The following is a 23,286-nucleotide window of genomic DNA, read 5'->3' on the forward strand; positions in this document are numbered from 1 at the left end:
GAGAGAGACAGAGGTGACCGTCGATGACCGAACGACCGACGGACGGCGTCTTCACCGTGACCGACGGCGGATTCGCCCTGGACGGCCGGCCGGTACGGCTGCTGTCGGGCGCGCTGCACTACTTCCGGGTGCACGAGGCCCAGTGGGCGCACCGGCTGGGCATGCTGCGAGCGATGGGGCTCAACTGCGTCGAAACGTATGTGCCGTGGAACCTGCACGAGCCGTTTCCCGGACAGTACCGGGACGCGGAGGCGCTGGGCCGGTTCCTGGACGCGGTACACGCGGCGGGCCTGTGGGCCGTCGTCCGGCCCGGTCCCTACATCTGCGCCGAATGGGAGAACGGCGGACTGCCGCAGTGGCTCACCGGCACCGTGGCAGGGCGGGTCCGCACCAGGAACCGGGCGTACCTGGAGCCGGTGCGCCGCTGGTTCGGCCGTCTGCTGCCCCAGGTCGTGGAGCGCCAGGTCCACCACGGCGGTCCGGTGATCATGGTGCAGGTCGAGAACGAGTACGGCAGTTACGGCTCCGACCAGGAGTACCTGCGCGAGCTGGCCGAACTCCTGCGGGACAGCGGGGTGACCGTGCCCCTGTTCACCTCCGACGGGCCCGAGGACCACATGCTCACCGGCGGTTCGCTGCCCGGTGTCCTGGCCACCGTGAACTTCGGCTCGGACCCGGCCGGGGCCTTCCGCACGCTGCGCCGCCACCAGCCCGCCGGGCCTCTGATGTGCATGGAGTTCTGGTGCGGCTGGTTCTCCCACTGGGGCGCCGGTGAGCCCGAGCCGCGCGAGGCCCGGGACGCGGCGGCGGTACTGCGCGAGATCCTGGAGTGCGGGGCGTCGGTGAACATCTACATGGCACACGGCGGGACGAGCTTCGGCGGCTGGGCGGGCGCCAACCGCGCGGGCGACCTCCACGACGGCGCCTTGCAGCCGACGGTGACCTCCTACGACTACGGTGCCCCCGTCGACGAGCGGGGCAGGCCCACGGAGCTGTTCCGGCGCTTCCGGGAGGTACTGGCCGACTTCGCCGACGCCCCGCCGCCTCCCGTGCCGGCCGCCTGGCCGGTCCTGACGGCACCGGCCACGGCCGTGCTGGACGCGTGGACGCCGCTGGACGAGGTGATGGACGCCCTCGGCGGAACGGAGAGCGTCTTCGGCATGGCGCCGACTTTCGAGGAACTCGGTGTCGACCGGGGCCTGGTGCGCTACCGGGTCCGTGTTCCCGGCCCGCGCCCGCCCCTGCCGCTGTCCCTGCCCGGCGTGCGGGACCTGGTCCGGCTGTCCGTGGACGGCGTCGACATCCCGGTCGGCACGCCGGTCGCGGGCCCTGCCGAACTGGAACTGTGGGTGGAGTCCCTGGGGCGCGTCAACTACGGACCCCGCCTGGGCGAGACCAAGGGACTGACCGGCGGGATCCTGCACGAGCGGCAGTACCTGCACGGCGTGAGCGCACGCGGCCTGCGGCTGGACGCGTTCGACGACGGAAAGGCGGTGGCCGGGCTGCCGTTCCGCCCACCGGAGCGGGGCGAGCCGGGCCTCTACCGGGGCGACGTAGACATATCGGAACCCGGGGACGCGATGCTGGAACTCCCCGGCTGGGGCCGGGGTTTCGTCTGGGTCAACGGTTTCTGCCTTGGGCGGTACTGGTCCGCAGGCCCGCAATCCGCCCTGTACGTCCCCGGCCCCGTACTCCGTTCCGGGGGCAACGAGGTGTGGGTACTGGAGACGGAACGAACCGGTGGCACCAGGGTGCGGCTGGCCTGAGATCGTTCCTGTCCGGCGCCGGGGCCGCACGTCCAACCACCCGTCAGAGAAGGCTCCGACAGGGTGCCAAACGGCTGCCGGAGCCGCTGAGCATACGGGCCGTGCTCGCCGATCGGCAGGTACGGCCCGGTGAACTCCCGGGCTCAGCCGAGACCCCGGTGAGCGGCCCACAGCGTCGCGGCGCGGCCGGCCGCGTCGACCACCAGAGCCGCCAGTTCCGGTTCGTCGGGGACCGGGAACGAGACGTAGGCGCCCCGGCCACCGCCGACTGGCCGGCCATACGCCTTCACGGCGAGGTGACCGTCCGGGAGGAGCCGGATGTTGAGTGTGGTCAGTTGGAACTCTTCACCACGCCGAGTGTCCGTCCAGCGGAGGGCCTGCGGGATCGTGACGTTGATCGCCGCAGCGCTCACTTCCAGGTCGCTGCTCATGGACGGATGCTCTCACGCGAGTCGCTCAGACCGCGAAGCACGCGGTTTCGTCACCCCCCGATCCCCGGTCCCGCGGGCGAGGAGGACGGTGCGATGCGACTGGGAGGACACACTGCGACGGGCCGAGCCGCAGCGTCGGCTCGCCGAGGTCGCGGCCCACCGCGCCGCGGTGACGGCACGTACGTGGCACATGTCGCCCGCCTTCCAACGAAAACCCCAGTCGGACGCGGACACCGGCGTGCGTATCGCGGCCGTGCGGGCACTCGTGTCGGTCGACGCCATCGAGGAGCTGGCACGCGCGGCGACCGCCGAACCGTCCCGCGAGGTCCGTGTCACCATCGCCAAGGCCCTGACCACCGTGCCCCCGGGGCCGGGCGGGGGCACCGCGCCGGCCGGCCCCGGGCCCGGCCTGGTCCTGTCGGCCCTCACGCAGCTCGTCGATGATCCCGACGCACTGGTGCGTGCGGCGGCCTACGCGGCGCTGGGCACCGCCGGCTGCCCGGCTCCGTTGGCCGCACGCGCTCGGACAGCCCTGTCCGACCCGGCCTGGCAGGTCCGGGCAGGGGCCGCCGCCGCCCTCTCCCTCGCGGCTCCGGGCCTCGCCGTACCCGCCCTCGCCAAGGCCCTCGCCGACCCCAACGCCGACGTCCGCAAGGCCGCCGTGGCGGCCCTGACCCGGCACCGTGACGCCGAGGACGCCCGAGCGGCGCTGGCCACGGCGACGACGGATCCGGACGCCGACGTCAGGGCGTACGCGGCCCGGGCGATGTGAGCGAACCGCTCAGAGTGTGAGATCTTCCCTGCTTTTCCTACCGACTTACTAGGGAAACCTTGACGGCGTTCCCCGGGGATGCGCAGGATGATGAACATGTCCCGTACACAGCAACGACTCGTTCGTCGTCGGCATGTCGACTTTGGTCACGTCGCCAGTGCCGTCTGCTGTCCCGCGTAGGGCACACGGCTCACCTTCACCCGCGCCGCTCCGCGCACGCCTTTCCCGGTGATCGGGCGTAGTCACCCACCACGCCCGCCGGCCGCACACTTCTGAGGGACAACCGCCATGACCACGGCACTTCCGGCCCAGACCGCCCCACACGATCCGGCCTCCTCCGGCCTCGACTTCGACGCCCCCCGTCTCCGCCTGGTCGGCGACGAGCGGCGCGGAGGTGCTCGGGAACAGATCCCCGCGCCGCTCGTCGCCTACCTCGTGCTCGTCCCGGAGGGCACCGACCCCGCCGAGCTCTTCGTCAAGGACGGGCCACGGCCCGAGATCCGACCGGTCGGCGCCACGGCCCCGCCCCCCGCACGGGGGACGGGAGACGATGTCGTCCGCATCGATCCGGCACGTCATGTCGCCGAGGTGGACGGCCGCGAACTGGACCTCACCTACCTGGAGTTCGAGCTGCTGGCGCATCTCGTCCGGCATCCCCATCACGTGCACGCGCGCGCCGGGCTGGTGGCCGCGGTCTGGGGTTACGACCACGTCGGCGACGGCCGCACGGTCGACGTCCACATCGCCCGCCTGCGCCGCAAGCTGGGCGCGGCCCACCGGCACCGGATCGTCACCGTTCGCAGCGTGGGTTACAAGTACGTGCCCGACCAGCAGGAGAGTCCCGACGCCGCGCTCCGCGGCCGACCTTGAGGAGTCGACTTCCATGGGCCTTGCCTCCGCGCCGCCCCGCTCCGCCTCGCCGGCCGACCCGGCCGGACCCGCCCGAGCGCACTGGCTGCGCGTGGCCCGCGAGGTGGCGGACGACCTGGCCACGGACGCGGTGATCAGGGAGCAGGCGGGCAAGGTGCCGTTCGACGAGGTGTCCCGGCTGCGCGAGGCGGGACTGCTGACCTTCCTGATGCCGGCCGGGCCCCAGGAAGGCGCCCCGGACCGGCTCACCGCCTACGCCGTCGTCCGGGACATCGCCGCGGCCGACGGCGCGATCGGTCAACTGCTCGGCGCCCACTACTTCCTGTCGTGGAGCGTCCGGTTCTTCGCCGGGCCCGCTCTCGCCGCGCGGATCGAGGAGCGGTCCGCGGCCGAGGAGTGGTGTTGGGGCGGCGGTTTCGCGCGCCAGGAGCCGCCCCTGATGCTGACCAGGACGACCTCCAAGGGACTGGTGCTCAACGGTCGGCAGACCTACACGACCGGGGTCCTGGTCGCCGACCGCCTCGCCGTGCGCGCCGTGCGGGAGGACACCGGTGAACCCCTCGCCGTCGTGGTGAGTCCCACCCGCCGCGGTGTGGCGGTCGACGGCGACGCCGACCCCTTCGGCCAGCGGCTCGCGGCCGGCGGCAGCGTGGAGTTCGACGACGTACGAGTGGGTGCCGACGACGTGCTCGGCTCCCTGTCCGCGGACGAGGACCTGCTGTCGCCCCGGGCCTGTCTGGCATCTCCGGTGGGACGCCTCTTCTCCGCCCAGCTCCTGCTCGGCCTGGCCGAGGGAGTGCTCGCCGAAGCCCGCGAGTACAGCAGGACCGGCCCAGCGGCCCGATACCCCGCCTGGCCGGCCGGCACCCCGCACGACCCGCAGGTGCAGACGGCCTACGGAGAACTCACCGTCCTCACCCGCTCCGCGTCGGCACTCGCCGACCAGGCGCTGGACGCCCTGCGCGGCGGGCTGGAACGCGGCGAAGACATCACCTACGACGAGTCCGCGGACATCGCCGTCCTCGTCGCCATGGCCGAGACAGCCGCGGCCGGGGCGGCGCAGGAGTCCACCGCCCGCGCCCTGGACATCATCGGCGCCCGCTCCACCTCCGCGCGGCTGGGATTCGAGCGGTTTTGGCGCAATGCCCGGACCCACACCCTGTACGAGCCCGTCACCCACCGGCTCCGCGACGTCGGGCACTACTTCCTCAACGGCGCTCACCCCCGGTTCGTCCTGCCCGTCTGACCAGGAGGCACGCGGGGTGCCGTCCGGTCCGGACGTCGAGGTCAGACGCCTGCCCGACGGCCGCCGCCTCCCGCGAGCGGTTCGCCTCCCGCAGGTCGACGGACGCCGGCCGGAGCCGTACGGGATAATGCACCCATGCGCATTTCAGCCAGAGCGGACTACGCGGTACGTGCCGCACTGCAGCTCGCCGCCTCACGGGACGACGGGCCGCTCAAGGCGGAGTCCATCGCGCACGCCCAGGACATCCCGCACAAGTTCCTCGAAGGCATCCTGAACGACATGCGCCGGGGCGGTCTCGTGCTCAGCCAGCGCGGCGGCAACGGCGGCTACCGGCTGGCCAAGCCCGCCGAGTCGATCAGCATCGCCGACGTCATCCGCGTCGTGGAGGGGCCCCTGGTCTCGGTGCGCGGGGTCCGCCCCCCTGAGCTGTCCTACTCCGGCCCCGCCGAGTCACTGCTCCCCCTGTGGATCGCGTTGCGGTCCAACGTGCGCGAGATCCTGGAAGGAGTGTCGCTCGCCGACGTCGCTTCGGCCCGACTGCCCGCGTACGTCACCGCGTTGGCCGACACCCCGAAGGCCTGGGTGAACCCCTGACGCGCTGAGCCGTCGACCGGTGGTTCCACGACGCGTGGCTCCACGACGCATGGTTCCACGACGCGAGATGCCCACGTCCATCATATGAACACCCCCTTGGGGTGGGCGCCACCTTCTGCCACGATCCCTACCAGCCAGGTGGGAAAGATAGGAATGGGGGCGGCCATGGATACACGCGACGGCGCGGACCTGCCGCTCTCCCTGCTGACCTCGCGCCGCCACATCGACCTCGGCCGCACGTCCAGCGCCATCTGTCGGCCCGCCTGAGGCCGCCGCCGCGACAGCCTCCGGCCGCCGGCGCCACGCGCGTCGCGCATCTGCCCACTGCGGCGCACGTCCGCACCCGGACCCGCGACGGCGTTCCAGCCGCCGCGGCCCGACGTACGCAGCGCGGGCCCACGCCTACACCCTGCCCATGAGCTTCGCGCTCTCGCGCTTTCGGCATCTCCCCGTTCGCCCCTTCCCGAGAGGACACCTCCGTGTCTGCCGCAAGACCGCTCACCACCCTGCGCACCATCGCCGTCGTAGCAGCGTTCCCGCTCCTGCTCAGCGCCTGCGGCTACGGATCCGACGCCGCCGACGACGACAAGCGGACCGAGGTCGCGGCGGGCGCCGAGAAGCTGTCCGCCGACGAGGTGAAGATCGGCTACTTCCCCAACCTCACGCACGCCACCGCCCTGGTGGGCGTCCAGGAGGGTCTGCTCCAGAAGGAGCTCGGCGGCACCCGGATCAGGACATCGACCTTCAACGCGGGCCCCTCCGAGATCGAGGCGCTGAACGCCGGCTCCATCGACATCGGCTGGATCGGCCCCTCCCCCGCCATCAACGGTTACACCAAGTCGGGCGGCAGGAACCTGCGCATCATCAGCGGTTCCGCCTCCGGTGGCGTGAAACTCGTGGTCGACCCCGACAAGATCAAGTCCCTGGACGACGTCAAGGGCAAGAAGATCGCCACACCGCAGCTCGGCAACACCCAGGACGTCGCGTTCCTCAACTGGATCGCGGAGAAGGGCTGGAAGGTCGACGCGCAGAGCGGCAAGGGCGACGTCTCCGTCGTCCGCACCGACAACAAGATCACCCCGGACGCCTACAAGTCCGGTTCCATCGACGGCGCCTGGGTGCCGGAGCCGACCGCGTCCAAGCTGGTCGCCGAGGGCGCGAAGGTCCTCCTCGACGAGGCCGACCTGTGGCCCGACAAGAAGTTCGTGATCACGAACATCATCGTGCGCCAGGAGTTCCTGAAGGAGCACCCGGACGTCGTCGAGGCGGTGCTGCGCGGCTCGGTGAGGACCAACGAGTGGATCAACGCCAACCCTGAGAAGGCGAAGGTCTCCGCCAACGCCGCGCTGGAGGAGGAGTCGGGCAAGGCCCTGCCCGCCGAGGTCATCGACCCGGCCTGGAAGTCCATCACCTTCCTCGACGACCCGCTGGCCGCCACCCTCAACACCGAGGCGGAGCACGCGGTGAAGGCCGGTCTGCTCAAGAAGCCCGACCTGAAGGACATCTACGACCTCGGCCCCCTCAACAAGGTCCTCGCCGCCGAGGGCAAGGAGCAGGTCGACGACGCCGGCCTCGGCGCCGGACAGCCCGGCAACTGACGAGCGACGACCGATCCGACGAGTACCCAGGAGGTGACGACCATGGCCACCACAGTCGCCAAGGCCGCCCAGACCGCCCAGGTCGCCCCGGCGGTGACGCACGCCGCCCGCATCGAGCACGTCTCGAAGTCCTTCCCCGCTCCGGGCACCTCCGGCGGGCGGCAGCTCGTACTGGACGACATCACACTCGATGTCGCACCGGGCGAGTTCGTCACTCTCCTGGGTGCCTCCGGCTGCGGCAAGTCCACGCTGCTCAACCTGGTCGCGGGGCTGGATCTGCCGTCCGCCGGCTCCATCGGCACGGATGGCCGGCCCGCCCTGATGTTCCAGGAACACGCCCTGTTCCCCTGGCTGACCGCGGGCAAGAACATCGAACTCGCGCTGAAACTGCGCGGCGTCGCCGGACCGGAGCGCCGCGCCGAAGCGGAACGGCTGCTGGAACTCGTACGACTGCGAGGCGCGCACGGCAAGCGGGTGCACGAACTGTCGGGCGGCATGCGTCAGCGTGTCGCCCTGGCCCGGGCGCTCGCCCAGGACAGCCGCCTGCTGCTGATGGACGAACCCTTCGCGGCGCTGGACGCCATCACCCGTGACGTGCTGCACGACGAGCTGACCCGCATCTGGCACGAGACGGGGCTGTCGGTGCTGTTCGTCACGCACAACGTGCGCGAGGCGGTGAAGCTGGCGCAGCGGGTGGTGCTGTTGTCCTCACGGCCGGGGCGGATCGCCCGGGAATGGACCGTCGGCATCCCGCAGCCGCGCCGCATCGAGGACAGCGCGGTCGCCGAGCTGTCCGTCGAGATCACCGAGGAACTGCGCAAGGAGATCCGCCGCCATGGCCAGCACTGACACGGGCACGGGCGTCGAGGCTGGCGCCGACGCCGGGAAGAACGGCTCGTCGGCAGCCGGGGAGTCCCCGGGCACGCACGACAGGCACGATCTGGCGGGGCTGGAGGCCGGCCTCGACGCGCTGGACTCGGTACAGACCGCCCGGACACCGCTGCGCGAGACACTCATCCGCAAAGCACTGCCGCCCCTCAGCGCCGTCGCACTCGTGCTGGTGATCTGGCAGCTGCTGGTGTGGGCCGAGATCGCCCCCGACTACAAGCTGCCCTCGCCGTCCGCGGTGTGGGCCGAGGTGACCGACGCCTGGCGGCAGGGCACGCTGCTCGACTACATCTGGACGTCCGTCTCGCGCGGTCTGCTCGGCTTCCTGATGGCACTCGCCATCGGTACGCCGCTGGGCCTGCTGGTCGCCCGGGTGAAGTTCGTCAGGGCGGCCGTCGGCCCCATCCTGTCCGGTCTGCAGTCGCTGCCGTCCGTGGCCTGGGTGCCGCCCGCCGTGCTCTGGCTGGGCCTGAACAACTCGATGATGTACGCGGTGATCCTGCTCGGCGCGGTTCCCTCAATCGCCAACGGGCTGGTCGCGGGCATCGACCAGATCCCCCCGCTGTTCCTGCGCGCAGGACGGACCCTGGGCGCGACCGGCCTGCGCGGCGCCTGGCACATCGTGATGCCGGGCGCGCTCCCCGGCTATCTAGCCGGGCTCAAACAGGGCTGGGCATTCTCCTGGCGGTCGCTGATGGCCGCCGAGATCATCGCCTCCTCGCCCGATCTCGGCGTCGGACTCGGCCAGTTGCTGGAGAACGGGCGGAACAACGCCAGCATCTCGCAGGTGTTCCTGGCCATCTTCCTGATCCTGCTCGTCGGCATCGCCATCGACCTGCTGCTCTTCAGCCCGCTGGAGCGGCGGGTACTGCGGGGGCGCGGGCTGCTGGTCCCACGCTGAACGAACGGATCGACCGCCCGAGCGGAATGCCGGCCCGAGGATGCCGGCGGCAGTGGTCACCTCGATCGCTTCGGCGGGCGGGCGACCTCACGCAGGGGCGTGGAGCGGCGGGTGCTCGAGCACGCGGGGCTTGTACTCGACCAGCTGGGTGCGACCGTCGAAGGTGCGATGCTCGATCATTTCGAGGGCAACGTCCGGATAGCCGTCGTAGATGCGTTCTGCGCCCGTGGCCCCGGTGATCACCGGGAACATCACGACCCGGAAGCGGTCGACGAGCCCGGCCCGGAGCAGGGACCGGCACAGGCTGAGGCTGCCGATCGTGCTGAGGATCCCCGAGCCACGCGACTTCATGGCGCGGACCGCCTCGACGGCGTCGTCGCGGACGAGCGTGGTGTTGGCCCACGTCAGTGGCTCTTCGAGCGAGGAGGAGAACACCACCTTGGGCGCTTGCGTCAGCTCATCGACCGACGCCTCTTCTTCGGGCCTGAACTCGTCCTGCCCGGCCGGGACCTCGCCTGCGGCGAAGCCGGACATCAGGCGGTAGGTCTTCGCGCCCATCAGGTAGGTGACCTCGGGCTGCTCGCCGAGCCATGCGAGGTACTCCGGGCCCTCGAGGCCCCAGAACCCGGGCCACCCCTCTCCCGATGCGTAGCCGTCGAGGGAGGTGATGAAGTCGACCAGAAGCTCCGACATGGTAGTGCCCCTTCCAAAGGTGTCACGAGCTTGGACCTGCCGGGAACCACAAACTCATCGGCCGCGCTGTGAAGTATCTGAGAAACCCATGACGCTGCAGACGATCAGACCGACGGAGCGGCACTGCTTCGGAGGGCCGTGCAGGGGGCGCCGCGAGATCATGACTCGCGGCGTGCTGCCGGCATCAGCCGACTCGGCTGACGCGTGCAAGGACGTCCTGAAGCCGACGGACGGCGTCCTCCGCCTCCGTGTACTGCTCAGAGCTGGGAAGAACGGTGCCGAAGGCGCCCCCGCGGTCAGCGGGCAGGGCACGCCAGTGCAGGACCGGTTCGAGCGTGTTGAGGGCCCCGGAGAGAAACCAGGCCAGGCGGCCGTGCGTACGCGCGAGGGAGATCGCCAGGACAGCGAGTGTTTCCCGCAGGTGTTCGAGCCGCTTGATCTGCGGCAGGGCACCCTGGACGTCCGCCGGGCCGACGACCTCACGCAGGCCGGCCGCCGTATCCAGAGCGAGGGCCCGCTCGCCCGGTGCCACTTCCCACACATGGTCCTGGATGAGCTGTTCCGCTTCCTCGGCCAGCACCGCGACGGCCCTCCGCATGTCCATGCCGATCACTCTAGTAGTCGGCGCGGCCCTCTGCCCCACGCCACTGTGCCCGACTCCTGACCTGCACCGTCAAATGGTATGACGACCAACGCGTCCTCGGTCCGGGCCATGGCCCGCCACGTGGTGGCCGCCGCGCTGACAGTGCGCCTTCATCACGGACCGACCGTTCGGGAGGCCACGGACCGGCTCCACCGACTCATGAGCACGCGCCTCGCCGCCGCGCGGTCCTCCGGTGAGGGCGTCGGAGGAGGGCGTCAGAGGAAGCGGGAGCTGGACACCGGGCCTGCGGAGGACAGACCCGCCCGGTTGCCCCGCAGCCAGGTGTCGCGGACGGCGGACACGAAGTCGGTGAGCCTGTCGACCGGCTCGGCGGGCGTCGCCCCGTCGCCCTCGTCGGGCGTGGCGTCGGCAGCCAGGATGTCGGCGGCGATGTCCTCCTCCGGCCTGCGGTCGGGCGCGCCGCTGTCGACGTCGCCGTCCTCACCGACGCTCAGCTGCCCGTCCCAGGGCGCCGTCGCCGACTGGTGCAGCAGGGTGACGCTGTCGGCGGCGACGAGGGGCGGGTCGGTCCAGTTGCTCGCGTGTTCGTGCAGGATCTGGCCCGGCGTCCGTTCGACGAGCCGGCCGAGGATCTCGGATCCCTGCTCGGTGCCGGCCACGTCGTTCAGGTCGTACGCGACGACGATCGTGTCCTCGCGCTCGGGCGCGAAGGGCTTCGCCGGCAGTTCCAGCAGCCGGGCCGCCGCGAGTCCGAGGATGCGGCTGCCCCGGTCGGGCAGCAGGGACACCGAGGTGGGACGCACTCCGGCGGCGCCGGTGATCGCCTTCAGCCGTACCAGTCCACGCAGGCACTGGTCGTGGGTGTCCTGCAGCCAGGCGAACCGTCCGCTCATCCCCGCGTCGAAGCCGTACGGGGACAGGGTGGTGAGCACGGTGCCGCCGATGACGTACTGCCAGCCCCGCAGATCGGTGGCGTCCAGGGGGCTCACCCGTCCGGCCCCGGTGGCCCGCTCGAGCATCGCTCGCTGGCGGGCCCGCGCGGGCAGCCACATCGCGTCCTGCGGATCGGGCAGCCGTGCGTGATGACGGCGGGCCAGGGCCAGGTCGCCGGCCATGAGCGCGTTGAAGACCAGCAGATAGCGGTCCGGCCAGTCGGCGAGCCCGCTCTCGTGCGCGGTGAGTACGTCGACGGCGTCGCGGTGCCGGCCCACGCGCTCGTAGGCCGAGACCAGTTCCCGCACGATCACCACGGTGCCCGGCGACTGCCGCAGCGCCTCGCGCAGGGCGGGTATCGCCAGGTGGGGCACGCCGCGCTCGATGCACGCGTAACCGAAGTCGTAGAGCGCGCCGGCCTTGTCGGGGCGGGCGGTCAGGGCGTCGGCGGCCGTGCGCAGATCGTCGAAGCCGGCGCTGCCGGCGATCCGGGCGACCACGAGGGCGAGCTCGCCGAGCGGCAGGTCGTCGGTGCCGGACCGCAACTCGCGCAGGGCAGCCGGGATGTCACCCTCGTCGAGGGACTGCCAGGCCTGGAGGAGTGCGGGGGTCTTCGGGCGGCGATTCCTGCGCGAGAACATGCCTCGGATCCTCACCGATGGCCCCCATGTCCCTCAACCGCATTACGAGGACGGGAAAGTAGGCCGTCACCACACGGACGGCGCCGTCAGCGTCGTGAAGCGGCGGTCCGGGATCCCGGCCGCCGGGTTGCCGGCGTCGTCCAGCTCAGTACTCCACACCCAAGTCGTCAGAGCGGCCGGCGTCCACGCGCGGCCACTGTGCGGTGGGGCGCCCACCCGGCCACTCCCGCAGCGGCGGCCAGTCGGGAGCCCCGCCCAGGGTCCGCGTGGCGTGCCCGAGGCGCGGCCAGTCCGCCGGTGAGTCCTCCCAGGACTCCTGGCGCCCGAAGACCGTGAGGTCCATGAGCGCGTAGCTGTAGTCCACCGCCTCGGCCCCGCGGCGTTTGGTCCTGTAGGTCTCGAAGACGCGGTCGCCGTCGCGCAGGTAGCACACCAGGTGGAACAAGCCGGCCTCCCGGCCGACGAGAAGCGACTCGAGCGAGGGCTGGGCGGAGTACCACGGCATCGTCCAGCCCATGAAGGCTCGGTAGCGCAGGCTCTCCTCGTACGACGTCTGCGCGTCCGCGAAGCCGTAGGCGGTGTTCCGCCCCTGGCACAACACGGCGAAGGTGACGTCACGGGAGTGCAGATAGGCCAGCTCGCCCACGTGGCTCATCACCCAGGTACAGCCTTCGCACTGCTCGGCGGCCGGCCGGCCCGGCCACCACATGAAGTAGTAGGCGATCATCTGGCGTCGCCCTTCGAACGCCTCCAGGAGCGTCATGGGACCGTCCGGCCCCAGCAGCGGGCTGTCCGCGGCCACCTCGACCATCGGAAGCCTGCGGCGCGCGGCGGCGATCGCGTCGCCTTCGCGGGTGTGGGCCTTCTCCCTCGCCCGCAGCCCTTCCAACTGCTGCTCGAAGACCGCACGGTCGACCACCGGCGGTTGTCCCTTGCTCGGGTTCTCGGACACCAGCGGCTCCTGGGATCGCTTCGTCGTGGCTACGGGCCAATCCCCCAGCAACCTAGTTGCCGGTCAGGATCGCCGTCACGCGCATCCGACCCGGCTCCAGGGTCTGCCGCACGATCGGCGCAAGCCCGAAGCCGAAGCCAGCCACGGCCAGGCGGACACCAGCGGTACCGGCAGTTCGGCGCCGCCCGGCCGGCACGATCACAGGTACGTGCTCAACGACTTCTCACAGTTGCCGTCCGGCATCACCGGCTCTGGTACCACCAGAGGGCGGCCGCGGTCGCGGATGCTCCCACAGTGGTGGCGGCACCCCGCGCCAGGCCGTGCAGGACGGTGTGCCCGACGCGTTGAAGCGTCGCCCTGTTCTTTCCATGCTTCCTCATGAGACCCCCTGGATCGCGGGCGGTCCCTGAGCCGCCGCCCCTTCTGATCTCCATTTGCGGCGAGAAACCCGGCTGGATCCAGGGAAGTCGGAGATGTCGGAGCAACCCGGAGAACGGCCCCCTACTCTGGTGTCCGAGTCGGATTTCCGACTCGTAAGGGGGAGCGTGCCACGTGACGTTGTCGCTGTTCAGCAGCAGATTCTCCGCACTGTGGGCCGCCGCGCGCACTCACTTGGCCGCATCGGGCGGCCGTCTGACGCTGGCTCGTTTGCATCGGGAGACCGGAGTGCCGGTGGCCACGCTCAGCGATTGGCGTCGCGGGACTCACGCTCCCCGTGAGCCGGATGAGCTTCTGAGAGTCGTACGGGTTCTGAGTCACTGGGCCGGGCTGCCCGCGCCGGACGCCCGGGAGTGGATCCGCGCGTTGGAGGACTCACGATCCGCGGGCCCAGGTACGGAACCGCTTGAGGAACCGCGGGACGATCCGGCTTTGTCCTGGAGCAACCTGAGCGCCGGCCTGAGTCAGGCGCTGACGCTTGGGTTCGCGGAACCGGCCGTCGAGATCGACGCTGCGTGCCATACGGGTGAAGCGTTGTCGCTCGCCTTGGGCGAGCCCATCCGCTTCGTACACGTCGGAACCTTACGGCCGGCTCGCGTCTCGCTCCGGCTGATGCTGCCGAGTCGCGACATCGACCTCGCTTTTCCCACCACCGTGGACGGGACCGAGAACGCGGAACTCCACAGCCGGTGGCTCTCCTCACGGAACGCGCACGGGCAGACGATCCGCCACAATCTGATGTCGCTACGCACCACCCACGGTATCGAGGTCCACGTACAAGTGAGGGCCTTGCCCTTCACCCCCATGGCTCAGCTCTACGTGGTGAACCGTACGACCGTGCTCTTCTCCTACTCCATGATCACGCGGCGCGGTGCCGAACCACCCATCTCCGCCGACATCTACGACGCGGCGACCAACGGAGTGGAGACGCTCGGCACTTTCCAGGCGGGCATGGACAACGACAGGGAAACCACGTTCGTGGAGCAGTCACAACTGTGGTTCGACTCGGTGTGGAACACGATCTCGACGGAACTCTCGCTCAGCTGAGACCGGGGGACCGCCCGCCTCCCCCCCCCCGCTGGACCACACGACCGTCCCCGGCGCGGGTCGTGTTCAGGAGAAGTGCTCGGCCAAGGGGTGAAACTGCTCGTCGAGGATGCCGAACCCGCCATCGACACGGATCAACTGCCCCGCCACGGCTCCGAAGTCCTCGTCGGCGACCGAGGCCACGGCGCGCGCCGCGTCCTCCGGCTCGACCAGGCGGGACAGCACGGAACGGTCTGTGAGGAACTTCTGCAGGCCTTCGCTGAAGCCCTCCCCGGACGACTCGGTACGCACCGCTCCGAACGAGACCGTGTTCACCCGGACGCCGTACTGCGCCCCGACACCGGCTACATGACGGCTGAAGGTGTTCAGCGCGGCCTTGGCGGTGGAGTGCGCCACGGCCATGCCGATGAAGTCGGTGGCGGTGCTGGAGATGAAGACGATCCGGCCCGACCGCTGCTCCCGCATGAGGGCGAGCACGTCCCGGCTGAGGAAGAACACTCCGGACAGCTCGCCGTTGACCTTCTCGGCGAAGGCCTCCCAGGACAGTTCGGTCAGCGGAACGAACGACGGATGCACCGTGTTGGCGTTGAGAACCAGCACGTCGATCCGGCCGTGCTCCGAGCGGACTTCCTCGACCAGGGCGGCGACCTGCCCGGCGTCGCAGACGTCGGCCCGGGCGGCCTGGGCGGAGCCGCCCTCCCGTGCGATCGCGTCCACGACGGCGGTGGCGGCATCGGCGTTGTTCCGGTAGTTGACGATCACGTGGTATCCGCGCCGTCCCATCTCCCGCGCGGTGGCCGCACCGATGCCTCGGCCGGCTCCGCTGATCAGCGCGACGGGCTTGGGCTGGGTCACGATGGTCTCCCTAGGAAACTCGGCAGGCCGCCGACCGGCCTCCCACTGATTCCCAGGCAACACCGCGGAGATCCATCCTGTCACTGCGGGATGACCACAGGTTCCGCGTGCGGCGCCTTTACGGGCTCTCCGCCGCCAATTCCTGTGCGGCGACCGGTGTTTACGAGGCCGCTGTCGCCGAGGGCATCTCCACCCGGATTACATCGCGGGCCAATGCGACGGCTTCCTCCGCGGCACCCGTGGCACCGAGCGTGGCGCCGCTCGCGTACACGCCGTCGATGATCAGCATGATCCGGTCACCCAGCCGGTCGGGATCGGCCGCGGAAGTCCGCCGTGCCAGTTCCCGCAGCTGTTCCCGGACAGCCTTGAAATGCTCCAAGGAGACCTGATGCGCGGGATGCCCCGGGTCGGGGAATTCGGCGTGCGTATTGCGCAGGGAGCAGCCGCGGGTACCGGGCACCATGGCCCGCACGGCACGAACCACTTCGACGAGCTGCTCCTCGGGCGTGTCAGCCGCCGCGAGAGCCTGCGCGAACGTGCGGTCCCAGTCCTGGGTGCAGCGTTCCAGATAAGCCACGACCAGCTTGTCCTTGCTGGCGAATTCGCGGTAGAGGAGCTGCTTTCCACATCCCAGTTCATCGATGATCTGCTGCATCCCGACCGCGTGCACGCCATAGCGGTCGAACAGGTCGGCCGCGGCGTCCAGGATGCGGTCGTGAGCGTCGGGAGCGGGTTTTCGCGGCATGTTTCCGAACAGTAGCAGACCGATCGGTCCCCGCCCAGGCGGGGCGCATTGACATCCCGTCAGCGGCGCCGTCATGCTGTGCTGCGACTCGTTACGGACCGATCGGTCCGGCTCCTCTGGAGGTTCCCATGTCCACCCCTCCCCCCACCCGCGCGGTCTTCACGACCATGACCCCCAGGGCCTACGGCATGCTTGCCGTGCTCTGCGGCGCGTTATTCCTCGACGCCCTCGACGTCTCGATGAAAGGCGTCGCCCTGCCGGCGATCGGGACCTCGCTCGACATGTCGACCAGCACGCTCCAGTGGGTGATCACCGGTTATGTGGTCGGCTTCGGCGGGTTCCTGCTCCTCGGCGGACGCGCCGCCGACCTGCTGGGCCGACGCAGGGTACTGCTCATCTCGCTGATGGTCTTCGTCATCGGCTCCGCGGTCGGCGGCGCGGCACCCAACGGTGAGGTGCTCATCGCGGCCCGCTTCGTCACCGGCGTAGGCGCCGCGTTCAGCGCCCCCGCCGGGTTCTCGATCATCACCACGAGCTTCGCCGAGGGCCACATCCGCAACAAGGCACTGGCCATCTTCACCGCGACCGGCGCCACCGGCATGGCCTGCGGCATGGTCATCGGCGGTCTGCTCACCGATCTGCACTGGCGCTGGGTCTTCTTCGCCCCGGCCGCCGTCGGACTCGTCGCGTTCCTCGCGGGCCTCGGGCTGATCCCGCGGTCGGCCCGACCGCAGGGCGGCGCCCGGGACTTCGACATCCCCGGTGCCGTGACCATCACCGCGACCATGGTGCTGGTGGTGTTCACCCTGGTCCAGGCGCCGGAGGCGGGCTGGGTCTCGGCCCGCACCCTGATCTCGCTGGTGGTCGCCGCGCTGCTCCTGGCCGGATTCACCGTGATCGAGCGGAAGGTCGACAAGCCGCTGGTCCGGCTGGACCTGCTGCGCTCCCCCGCCCTCGTCCGCGCCAACATCGCCGCGATGTCGCTGATCGGGGCCTGGATCGGCGTGCTGTTCACCATGACGCTGTACTTCCAGGACTACCGGGGCTGGTCGGCGATGGAGACCGGGTTCGCCGTGAGCCCCGTCGGGCTGGTCGCCGCCGTGCTGTCGACCCGGATCGCCGCCCCTCTGGTGGGCCGCTTCGGTGTGGAGCGGGTGGTTCTGGCGGGTCTGACCTCGGCCGTCCTGGCCTACGCGCTGCTGCAGTTCCTGACCGCCGACTCCAGCTACGCCGCACTGCTGCTGCCCGCGTTCCTGCTGATCGGTCTGGGCTTCTCGCTGGCGTACGGACCACTCACCATGGCGGCGGCCGACAGCGTCCCGGTCCAGGACCAGGGACTGGCCGGCGGCCTGGTCAACACCTCGTTCCAGATCGGCCCGGCGCTGGGGTTGAGCGTGGCCACCGCCGTCAACGCGGCGAACACCGGGCCCGCGCCCTCCGAGGTGCTGCACGGCCTGCGGGTCGCGCTGGTGGTACCGCTGATCTTCGCGGTGCTCGGCGTGCTCGCCATGCTTCCCGCGCTGCGCCGGCACGCCGCCCCGCCGGCCGCCGTCCCGCTGCCCCAGGAAGAGACCGCACGCGGATGACGGCCGGGCCGCTCGGCCCCCGGGTGCGCGTCCCGGGGGCCGGCAGGGGTTCACCAGGGCCAGCGCCAGCCCTCGTTGTCCGGCACCACCCAGTAGTGGTCCAGCTCGACCTTGCCGAAGGACCAGCGCCCGTCCCGGTGGACGTAGGTGTCGGTGAACTGGCCGATGCTGTTGTGGATCTCGCTCTCCCGGTCAAACCGTATCTTCTCCTCGAAGAAGGAGACGCCGGTGGCGGACTCCCTGCTCAGTACGTCGACCTGATGCCCGTGGATGAAGTTCTTGAACGAGATCTCCCGGGCACCGGTCTTGAATTCGAGGATCTTCGCCGGTAAAGCACTGTAGAAGTCGCGGACTCCGGCACTTCCGTGCGCCTGCCCGAAGTCGCCGTAGTCGAGGTGCGCATCGTCGGTGAACAGAGCGGCCAGCCCGTCCCACTCCGCGTTGTTCAGGCAGCGGTGGAACTCGGTGCGCAACCGCTGAATCTCACGAATCGCCTCCAGCTCGTGGATCCGTTCGGTGAGTTGCTTCACCGTCTCGGTCAGATCCGTCTCGTAGCTCATCGCACGACCTTCCTTTTCTCGTTCCGGCCCTCAAGGAGAACTTCATGAAGACCCTGGTTGTCTCGGGCGGCACCTCCGGCATCGGAGAAGCGCTCGCCCACAAATATCTGAAGCGCGGCGACCAGGTGGTGGTCATCGGACCCAACCCGGAGAAGGGACGGATGTTCCTCGCCAGGGCGGAGGACCTGGGCGCCGGAGAGCGGGCCTTCTTCCTGCCCGCGGACCTCAGCCTGGTCAGCGAGAACGAGCGGATCGTCGGGGAGATCGGGGAGAACTTTCCCGTGGTGGACGCGCTCGTGCTGTGCGCCCGGTTCTTCCGCTCTCATCGACGCGTCACCTCCGAAGGTTTCGAGCACAATTTCGCGCTGTACTACCTGAGCCGCTTCCTGCTCGGCCACGGCCTGTTCGGCCTGCTGGAAAAGGCCCCCGAGCCGGTCATCGTGAACGTGGCCGGGCCGGGCGTGGAAGCGGGTCAGATCCACTGGGACGACCTGGGCCTCGAACGCGGCTACGACGGCTGGGGCGCCATGTTCCAGGGCGGCAAGCTAAACAACCTCCTCGGCGTCTCCTTCGCCCTCCAGGACCGCGAACACCGGACCCGGTACGTGCTGGACTTCCCGGGCGGTACGGCGACCGGCTTCGCCGGCGAGTTCGACCCGGCCACCGCCGCGCACGTCAAGGAGATGCTGCGGTTCGCCAAGCCGGTCGAGGCAGGCATCGCACCGATCGTCGCGGCCATCGACAGCCCTCCCGCCGAGCCGCTGAGCGCCTTCTTCGAAGGCCGGCGTCTGGATCTGCGGCACCACTCCTTCGACCCGGAGGACGCCCGGCGGCTCGACGTCCTCACCCGGAAGCTGCTGGCCGGCTGAGGCGGACGTCATGCGCGCTCGCGCATCCCGCCGACGGCTGTCACCACCCCCACCGCCGCGACCAGCGACGTCGCGAGCAGGGGTGCGCGGTGGCCGTCGGCGTGGGTGGCGAGCCCGGCGACCAGGGGCAGCATGACGACACTGCCGAGCTGCACGCCGGTCTGGTAGACCGGCACCGCCGCACCGCGCAGGGCCGGTGCCACACTCTGCGCGGCCTGCATGTTCAGCGCCGCGAAGGAGAGCACAAAGGCGGCCGACACCAGGGCGAGCGCGGGCAGCAGCCCGGTCACGTAGGACAGCGGGCCCGGCCGCAGCAGGGCGTACAGCTGACCGGCGAGTGCGCACAGCGCGCCGGCGGTGATCAGCCGTCCGGTGCCGAACCGCTGGACCAGGGGCCCGGCGAACGGCACCGAGACCATGAGCGGCACGCAGGCGGGCAACAGGCCGAGCGCAACCTGCCACGGCCGCCAGCCGAAGGTGTCGCCGGCCCGGTACGTCACCAGCAACAGCAGCCCGATGTACGCCCCGTTGAGGGTGGCCGCACCCACCGTCGCGCGCACCAGCGGGCCGTTGCGCAGGATCCCCGGGCCGAGCGGGGTCGGCGACTGCCGTACACCGCCGGGGATCACCTTGAGACCCCACACCAGCAGCACCAGGGCCACCGGGGCCGGGAACACGAACGTCCCGTGCCAGTGGCCGGGCGCCAGCGCTCCGGAGAGCAGCAGCCCCGCGGTGAACCCGGCCGCGCCGAACAGCGAGTACACCGACACCGCCCGGCGCTGCGGCGGACCGCTGGGGAACGTGGTGCCGATCAGCGCCAGCCCGGCTGGCGCGGTCAGCGCCGCACACGCCCCCTTGACCAGCCGGGAGGCGACCAGCACCGCCATGTCGTCGCTCAGTCCGCCGACGACGGAGGCGAGTGCGAAGAGCAGCATCGCGGCGAGGTAGACGCGGCGCAGCCCGAAGCGGCCGGACAGCACCGGGCCGAGGGTCAGCATGGCGGCGAAGCCGAGGGCGAATCCGCTCATCAGCCACTGCGCCGACCACATGGTCAGTCCCAGGTCGGCGCCGATCGACGGCAGGGCCACCAGCACCACCGAGACCTCGATGGCGTCCAGGAGCATGTTCCCGGAGAGGACGACCAGCAGGGCCCGGTGACGGCGGATCGTCCGCGTCGCCGGGACCGCCGGGCCGGCGACCGCCTCACCCACCGGCCGCCTGCCTCTCCAGCAGCTTGGGCAGCTCGGCGACCAGCTCGATGTGCCGGGCCACGAGGTCGTCCGGCATTCCCGCGATGCTCGCCCAGAAGATGAGGTGCCCGACCGGCAGTCCCTTGGTCCGCTCGTGGATGCGTACCGCGGCCTCCTCGGGGGTGAGCACCTCCAGGGTCGCCCAGGAGCCGTCCTCGGCAGGCTTCTCGGGGAAGTCCTCGACCTTGAGCAGCGGTGGGGCGGGGTGGTCGGTGCCTTCGACGGAACCGACCCTGTAGGTGTTCATCTGATGGACCAGGTGCGGGGCGATCCGGGGCCAGGCGGCCTCGGGGTCGTCGGCGAGGATCACCGGCAGCAGGTCGGAGACCCGGGCGATCCGTGGATCGTGGCCGCCCTCGGCGAGGCCGGCCTCGTAGTGCGCGAACATCGCCCGGTTGATGTGCAGCAGCCCGATACCGAGGCGGCCGGCGATCCGGGCGCCGCGCGGCCCGTAGAAGCCGCCCCACACCGGCACCGGGCGCTGGATCGGGCCGGGCGTGATGCCGCCTTCCTCCCACAGCCCGCGCACCTCGCGGATGTTCTTCTCCACCTGGCCTACCCGGCGGTCGAACTCGGCGCCGAACAACTGGTACTCGGGCACCCGGTAGCCGGCGCCGACACCGAGTTCGAGCCGGCCGCCGCTGATCAGGTCGACGATCGCGGCGTCCTCGGCGAGCTGGGCCGGCCTGCGCAGGTTGGGCAGGACGACCGCGGTGCCGATACGGCAGTTCCGGGTCCGGGCGGCCGCCGCCGCCGCGAACACCAGCGGTTGTGGCAGATAACCGTCCTCGAACAGGTGGTGTTCGGTGAACCACACTCCGCCGATACCGCGCCGGTCGGCCTCCTCGCACCACTCCAGTGAGCGCGCGTAGTGGTCGCCCCACGGCCGATGCCAGGCGTCCGGGTTGCGCAGGTCGAAGAGGATCCCGACGTTCATGTCCTGACTTCCGTTCGTCGTTGGCGTACTCGAAGGACGGCTCATGGGGCCGCGTCGCGCCGGCCGGGTCAGCCCAGCAGGGTGCCACCGCTGGCGTCGATGAAGGCGCCGGTGATCCAGCGGGCCTCGTGGGTGGCCAGGAACGTCACCACGTCGGCGACGTCCACCGCCTCGCCCACCCGCTTGAAGGCCGACAGCTGTGCCATCTGCGCCACGGCCTCGGGGATGTCGAAGACCGGACCGCCGTTGTCGGTGATGCCGGGCGCCACACTGTTGACGGTGATGCCGCGCGGGGCGAGGTGGCGGGCGAAGTGCAGGGTGATCTGCTCGATCGCGCCCTTGGTCATCGAGTAGGCGACCTGGTCGGGGTTGGCGACGCGGGTCAGCCCGGAGGAGATGTTGATGATCCGGCCGCCCTCGCGAAGCAGCGGCAGGGCGCGCTGCACGATGAAGAAGGGCGCCTTGGCGTTCACCGCGAAGAGCCGGTCGAACTCCTCGGTGGTGACATCCTCCGGCTGCACCCCGGCGGGGGTGGTCACGGCCGCGTTGTTGACGACGATGTCGAGGGTGGCGCGGCCGGTCCGTTCCTTCAGCCCGCTCTCCAGTCCGAGGAACAGCGCGTGGACGTCGCCGGGGACACCGAGTTCGGCCCGGACGCCGAAGGCGCGGCCGCCGTCCTTCTCGATCAGCTCGATGGTCTCCTGCGCCGCGTCCTCGTTGGTCGCGTAGTGCACGGCGACCAACGCGCCCTCGGCGGCCAGGCGTTGCGCGGTGGCACGCCCGATGCCTCGGCTGGAGCCGGTCACGAGCGCGGTCTTGTCGTCGAGCTTTCCCATGGTGGAGGTCCTGTTCTTGGTAGTCGTCCTGGAGTGAGGGGGGCGCGCCGAGGTGGTGGCGGGTGGCGGCGCGAGCGGGGTGCGGGGCAGGCCGAGGCCGCTGATCAGGCGGGCCAGCCCGCGGCGTACGGTGGCGAGGCGCATCAGCTCGGCGAAGACCTCCCGCAGCGGTTCGGTGTCGGGCCCGCCGAGCAGCAGGGCCGACTGCGCCTGGATGTCGGTGAGGGTGCGCGCGCCGACCGGATGGCGCTCCCGGTGATAGTCGTCCAGCACCTCGTCGGCCGCCCCGCCGGCCAGGCGCGCGGCCAGCCGCCCGCCGAGGGCGGCCGCGTCCTGCAGGCCGAGGTTGAGTGCCTGCCCGCCGACCGGCATCTGCACATGAGCGGCGTCACCGGCGAGCAGGATCCGGCCCCGGCGGTAGCGGGTTGCCTGGCGCCGGGTGTCGTCGAAGGCGTTCAGCCACGTCGGTGTCCCGTGGCCGATGTCCTCGCCCGTCACCCGCGCCCAGGCCCGCACGACCTCGTCGAAGTCCGGCGGTCCGGTACGGGTGCGGGGTGCGGCGCCGTAGAGGTGCACCATGACCCGGGTGGTGCCGTCCGGCCAGTGGTGTGCGGTCGCCAGCCCGTGCTCCAGTCGCTCGAACCGCCTGGCGGGGATGTCGATCCCGGCGACGTCGGCCCGCAGCATCTCCCGGACCGCGTCCCGGCCGGCGAACTCGAACCCGGCGGCCTTTCGTACCGTGGACTGCCAGCCGTCGCAGCCGACGACGTAGGAGCCGGTCACCCGCTGCCGCGCGCCGTCGGCCGCCGCGCCGTCCGCCGCCCGGTCCGCGGGGACGGTCTCGACCAGCACCCGGTCGCCCTGCTCGGCCAGGTCCACCAGCCGCCGTCCCCGCAGGATCCGCGCCCCCGACTCCACGGCCCGCTCCTGAAGCACCGTTTCGAGCCGGGTCTGGGGGCACTTCCACTGCCCCGCGTAGGGATGGCCGGGGTCGGCCTCCGCCAGGTCGAGCGGGATGCCGCCGAAGTGCCCCGGACCGCCGTCCGGCAGTGGGCCGAGCCGGTCGAGGACGCCGCGCTCGGCCAGCACCTCCATGGTGCGGGCGTGCAGGGTGGAGGCGCGTGATTCGGTCATCGGCCGAGCCAGCCGCTCCACCACCAGGACCCGCGCTCCGTGCGCGCACAGGTCCCCGGCGAGCAGCAGCCCGACCGGACCGGCACCGACCACCACCACGTCGGCGTCCGGGGGGACGTGGGTCGAGGGGGTGGGCATCG

General features: G+C 70.9%; 22 protein-coding genes and 1 pseudogene. 12 read left to right on the forward strand and 11 right to left on the reverse strand.

What is annotated here, in order from left to right; all coding sequences use genetic code 11:
* Positions 1–23: 23 nt before the first annotated feature.
* Entirely contained in the window at positions 24–1,766 is a 1,743-nt protein-coding gene (locus tag ACFIF2_RS00060; RefSeq protein ID WP_395570313.1) for a beta-galactosidase family protein, read from the forward strand.
* Positions 1,767–1,909: 143 nt separating this feature from the next.
* Here the strand turns inward: ACFIF2_RS00060 and ACFIF2_RS00065 are convergent, their stop codons facing one another.
* Positions 1,910–2,197 (reverse strand): hypothetical protein, encoded by a 288-nt coding sequence (locus ACFIF2_RS00065; protein ID WP_395570314.1) that lies wholly within the window; start codon positions 2,195–2,197, stop codon positions 1,910–1,912.
* 220 nt (positions 2,198–2,417) lie between these two features.
* Here ACFIF2_RS00065 and ACFIF2_RS00070 point away from each other — a divergent pair.
* The 8 genes and pseudogenes from ACFIF2_RS00070 to ACFIF2_RS00105 all read left to right on the forward strand — a co-directional run.
* Positions 2,418–2,969, forward strand: a pseudogene (locus ACFIF2_RS00070) (HEAT repeat domain-containing protein); the annotation flags it as partial.
* A gap of 288 nt (positions 2,970–3,257) precedes the next feature.
* On the forward strand, positions 3,258–3,839 hold the full coding sequence (locus tag ACFIF2_RS00075) for a winged helix-turn-helix domain-containing protein (protein ID WP_395570315.1): 582 nt from the start codon (positions 3,258–3,260) through the stop codon (positions 3,837–3,839).
* A gap of 13 nt (positions 3,840–3,852) precedes the next feature.
* Positions 3,853–5,085, forward strand: coding sequence for an acyl-CoA dehydrogenase family protein (locus ACFIF2_RS00080; protein ID WP_395570316.1), 1,233 nt, complete (start codon positions 3,853–3,855; stop codon positions 5,083–5,085).
* A gap of 135 nt (positions 5,086–5,220) precedes the next feature.
* On the forward strand, positions 5,221–5,679 hold the full coding sequence (locus ACFIF2_RS00085) for an RrF2 family transcriptional regulator (RefSeq protein WP_395570317.1): 459 nt from the start codon (positions 5,221–5,223) through the stop codon (positions 5,677–5,679).
* A gap of 165 nt (positions 5,680–5,844) precedes the next feature.
* Complete coding sequence (locus ACFIF2_RS00090; protein WP_395570318.1) at positions 5,845–5,946, forward strand: putative leader peptide; 102 nt, start codon at positions 5,845–5,847, stop codon at positions 5,944–5,946.
* A gap of 212 nt (positions 5,947–6,158) precedes the next feature.
* Positions 6,159–7,277: an aliphatic sulfonate ABC transporter substrate-binding protein gene (locus tag ACFIF2_RS00095; protein WP_395570319.1), complete on the forward strand. Its 1,119-nt coding sequence runs from the start codon at positions 6,159–6,161 to the stop codon at positions 7,275–7,277.
* 42 nt (positions 7,278–7,319) lie between these two features.
* The gene (locus ACFIF2_RS00100) at positions 7,320–8,126 is read left to right on the forward strand and encodes an ABC transporter ATP-binding protein (RefSeq protein WP_395570320.1); all 807 of its coding nucleotides are present in this window, start codon (positions 7,320–7,322) and stop codon (positions 8,124–8,126) included.
* A complete protein-coding gene (locus ACFIF2_RS00105) occupies positions 8,113–9,066 on the forward strand; it encodes an ABC transporter permease (protein ID WP_395570321.1) in 954 nt (317 codons plus the stop codon). The genes ACFIF2_RS00100 and ACFIF2_RS00105 overlap by 14 nt, the downstream gene beginning before the upstream one ends.
* Before the next feature lie 87 nt (positions 9,067–9,153).
* Here ACFIF2_RS00105 and ACFIF2_RS00110 read toward each other — a convergent pair whose 3' ends face one another.
* From ACFIF2_RS00110 to ACFIF2_RS00125, 4 genes are all read right to left on the reverse strand, one after another.
* Entirely contained in the window at positions 9,154–9,759 is a 606-nt protein-coding gene (locus tag ACFIF2_RS00110) for a dihydrofolate reductase family protein (RefSeq protein WP_395570322.1), read from the reverse strand.
* A gap of 184 nt (positions 9,760–9,943) precedes the next feature.
* Positions 9,944–10,363: a hypothetical protein gene (locus ACFIF2_RS00115; protein ID WP_395570323.1), complete on the reverse strand. Its 420-nt coding sequence runs from the start codon at positions 10,361–10,363 to the stop codon at positions 9,944–9,946.
* A 254-nt stretch (positions 10,364–10,617) separates the two neighbouring features.
* Positions 10,618–11,937 (reverse strand): hypothetical protein, encoded by a 1,320-nt coding sequence (locus ACFIF2_RS00120; protein ID WP_395570324.1) that lies wholly within the window; start codon positions 11,935–11,937, stop codon positions 10,618–10,620.
* A gap of 145 nt (positions 11,938–12,082) precedes the next feature.
* Complete coding sequence (locus tag ACFIF2_RS00125; RefSeq protein WP_395570325.1) at positions 12,083–12,889, reverse strand: DUF899 family protein; 807 nt, start codon at positions 12,887–12,889, stop codon at positions 12,083–12,085.
* An 870-nt stretch (positions 12,890–13,759) separates the two neighbouring features.
* Between ACFIF2_RS00125 and ACFIF2_RS00130 the strand changes: the two genes are divergently transcribed.
* A complete protein-coding gene (locus ACFIF2_RS00130) occupies positions 13,760–14,374 on the forward strand; it encodes a hypothetical protein (RefSeq protein ID WP_395570326.1) in 615 nt (204 codons plus the stop codon).
* 66 nt (positions 14,375–14,440) lie between these two features.
* Here the strand turns inward: ACFIF2_RS00130 and ACFIF2_RS00135 are convergent, their stop codons facing one another.
* Both ACFIF2_RS00135 and ACFIF2_RS00140 read right to left on the reverse strand, forming a co-directional pair.
* Positions 14,441–15,229, reverse strand: a complete 789-nt coding sequence (locus ACFIF2_RS00135) for an SDR family oxidoreductase (protein WP_395570327.1) — start codon at positions 15,227–15,229, stop codon at positions 14,441–14,443.
* A 160-nt stretch (positions 15,230–15,389) separates the two neighbouring features.
* The gene (locus ACFIF2_RS00140) at positions 15,390–15,974 is read right to left on the reverse strand and encodes a TetR/AcrR family transcriptional regulator (RefSeq protein ID WP_395570328.1); all 585 of its coding nucleotides are present in this window, start codon (positions 15,972–15,974) and stop codon (positions 15,390–15,392) included.
* 128 nt (positions 15,975–16,102) lie between these two features.
* Between ACFIF2_RS00140 and ACFIF2_RS00145 the strand changes: the two genes are divergently transcribed.
* A complete protein-coding gene (locus tag ACFIF2_RS00145; RefSeq protein WP_395570329.1) occupies positions 16,103–17,560 on the forward strand; it encodes an MFS transporter in 1,458 nt (485 codons plus the stop codon).
* A 50-nt stretch (positions 17,561–17,610) separates the two neighbouring features.
* Here ACFIF2_RS00145 and ACFIF2_RS00150 read toward each other — a convergent pair whose 3' ends face one another.
* Positions 17,611–18,120, reverse strand: a complete 510-nt coding sequence (locus ACFIF2_RS00150) for a nuclear transport factor 2 family protein (protein WP_395570330.1) — start codon at positions 18,118–18,120, stop codon at positions 17,611–17,613.
* A 44-nt stretch (positions 18,121–18,164) separates the two neighbouring features.
* Here ACFIF2_RS00150 and ACFIF2_RS00155 point away from each other — a divergent pair, with 44 nt between their 5' ends.
* Positions 18,165–18,989, forward strand: a complete 825-nt coding sequence (locus ACFIF2_RS00155) for an SDR family NAD(P)-dependent oxidoreductase (protein WP_395570331.1) — start codon at positions 18,165–18,167, stop codon at positions 18,987–18,989.
* An 8-nt stretch (positions 18,990–18,997) separates the two neighbouring features.
* Here ACFIF2_RS00155 and ACFIF2_RS00160 read toward each other — a convergent pair whose 3' ends face one another.
* The 3 genes from ACFIF2_RS00160 to ACFIF2_RS00170 form a co-directional block, all read right to left on the reverse strand.
* Positions 18,998–20,200: an MFS transporter gene (locus ACFIF2_RS00160; protein ID WP_395570332.1), complete on the reverse strand. Its 1,203-nt coding sequence runs from the start codon at positions 20,198–20,200 to the stop codon at positions 18,998–19,000.
* Positions 20,193–21,176, reverse strand: a complete 984-nt coding sequence (locus tag ACFIF2_RS00165) for an LLM class flavin-dependent oxidoreductase (protein ID WP_395570333.1) — start codon at positions 21,174–21,176, stop codon at positions 20,193–20,195. Before ACFIF2_RS00165 ends, ACFIF2_RS00160 begins: the two co-directional genes overlap by 8 nt.
* 68 nt (positions 21,177–21,244) lie before the next feature.
* Complete coding sequence (locus ACFIF2_RS00170; protein ID WP_395570334.1) at positions 21,245–23,284, reverse strand: SDR family oxidoreductase; 2,040 nt, start codon at positions 23,282–23,284, stop codon at positions 21,245–21,247.
* Positions 23,285–23,286: the final 2 nt, after the last annotated feature.

This window comes from Streptomyces sp. BK79 (assembly GCF_044142145.1).
In the GTDB taxonomy this organism is placed as follows: Bacteria; Actinomycetota; Actinomycetes; order Streptomycetales; family Streptomycetaceae; genus Streptomyces.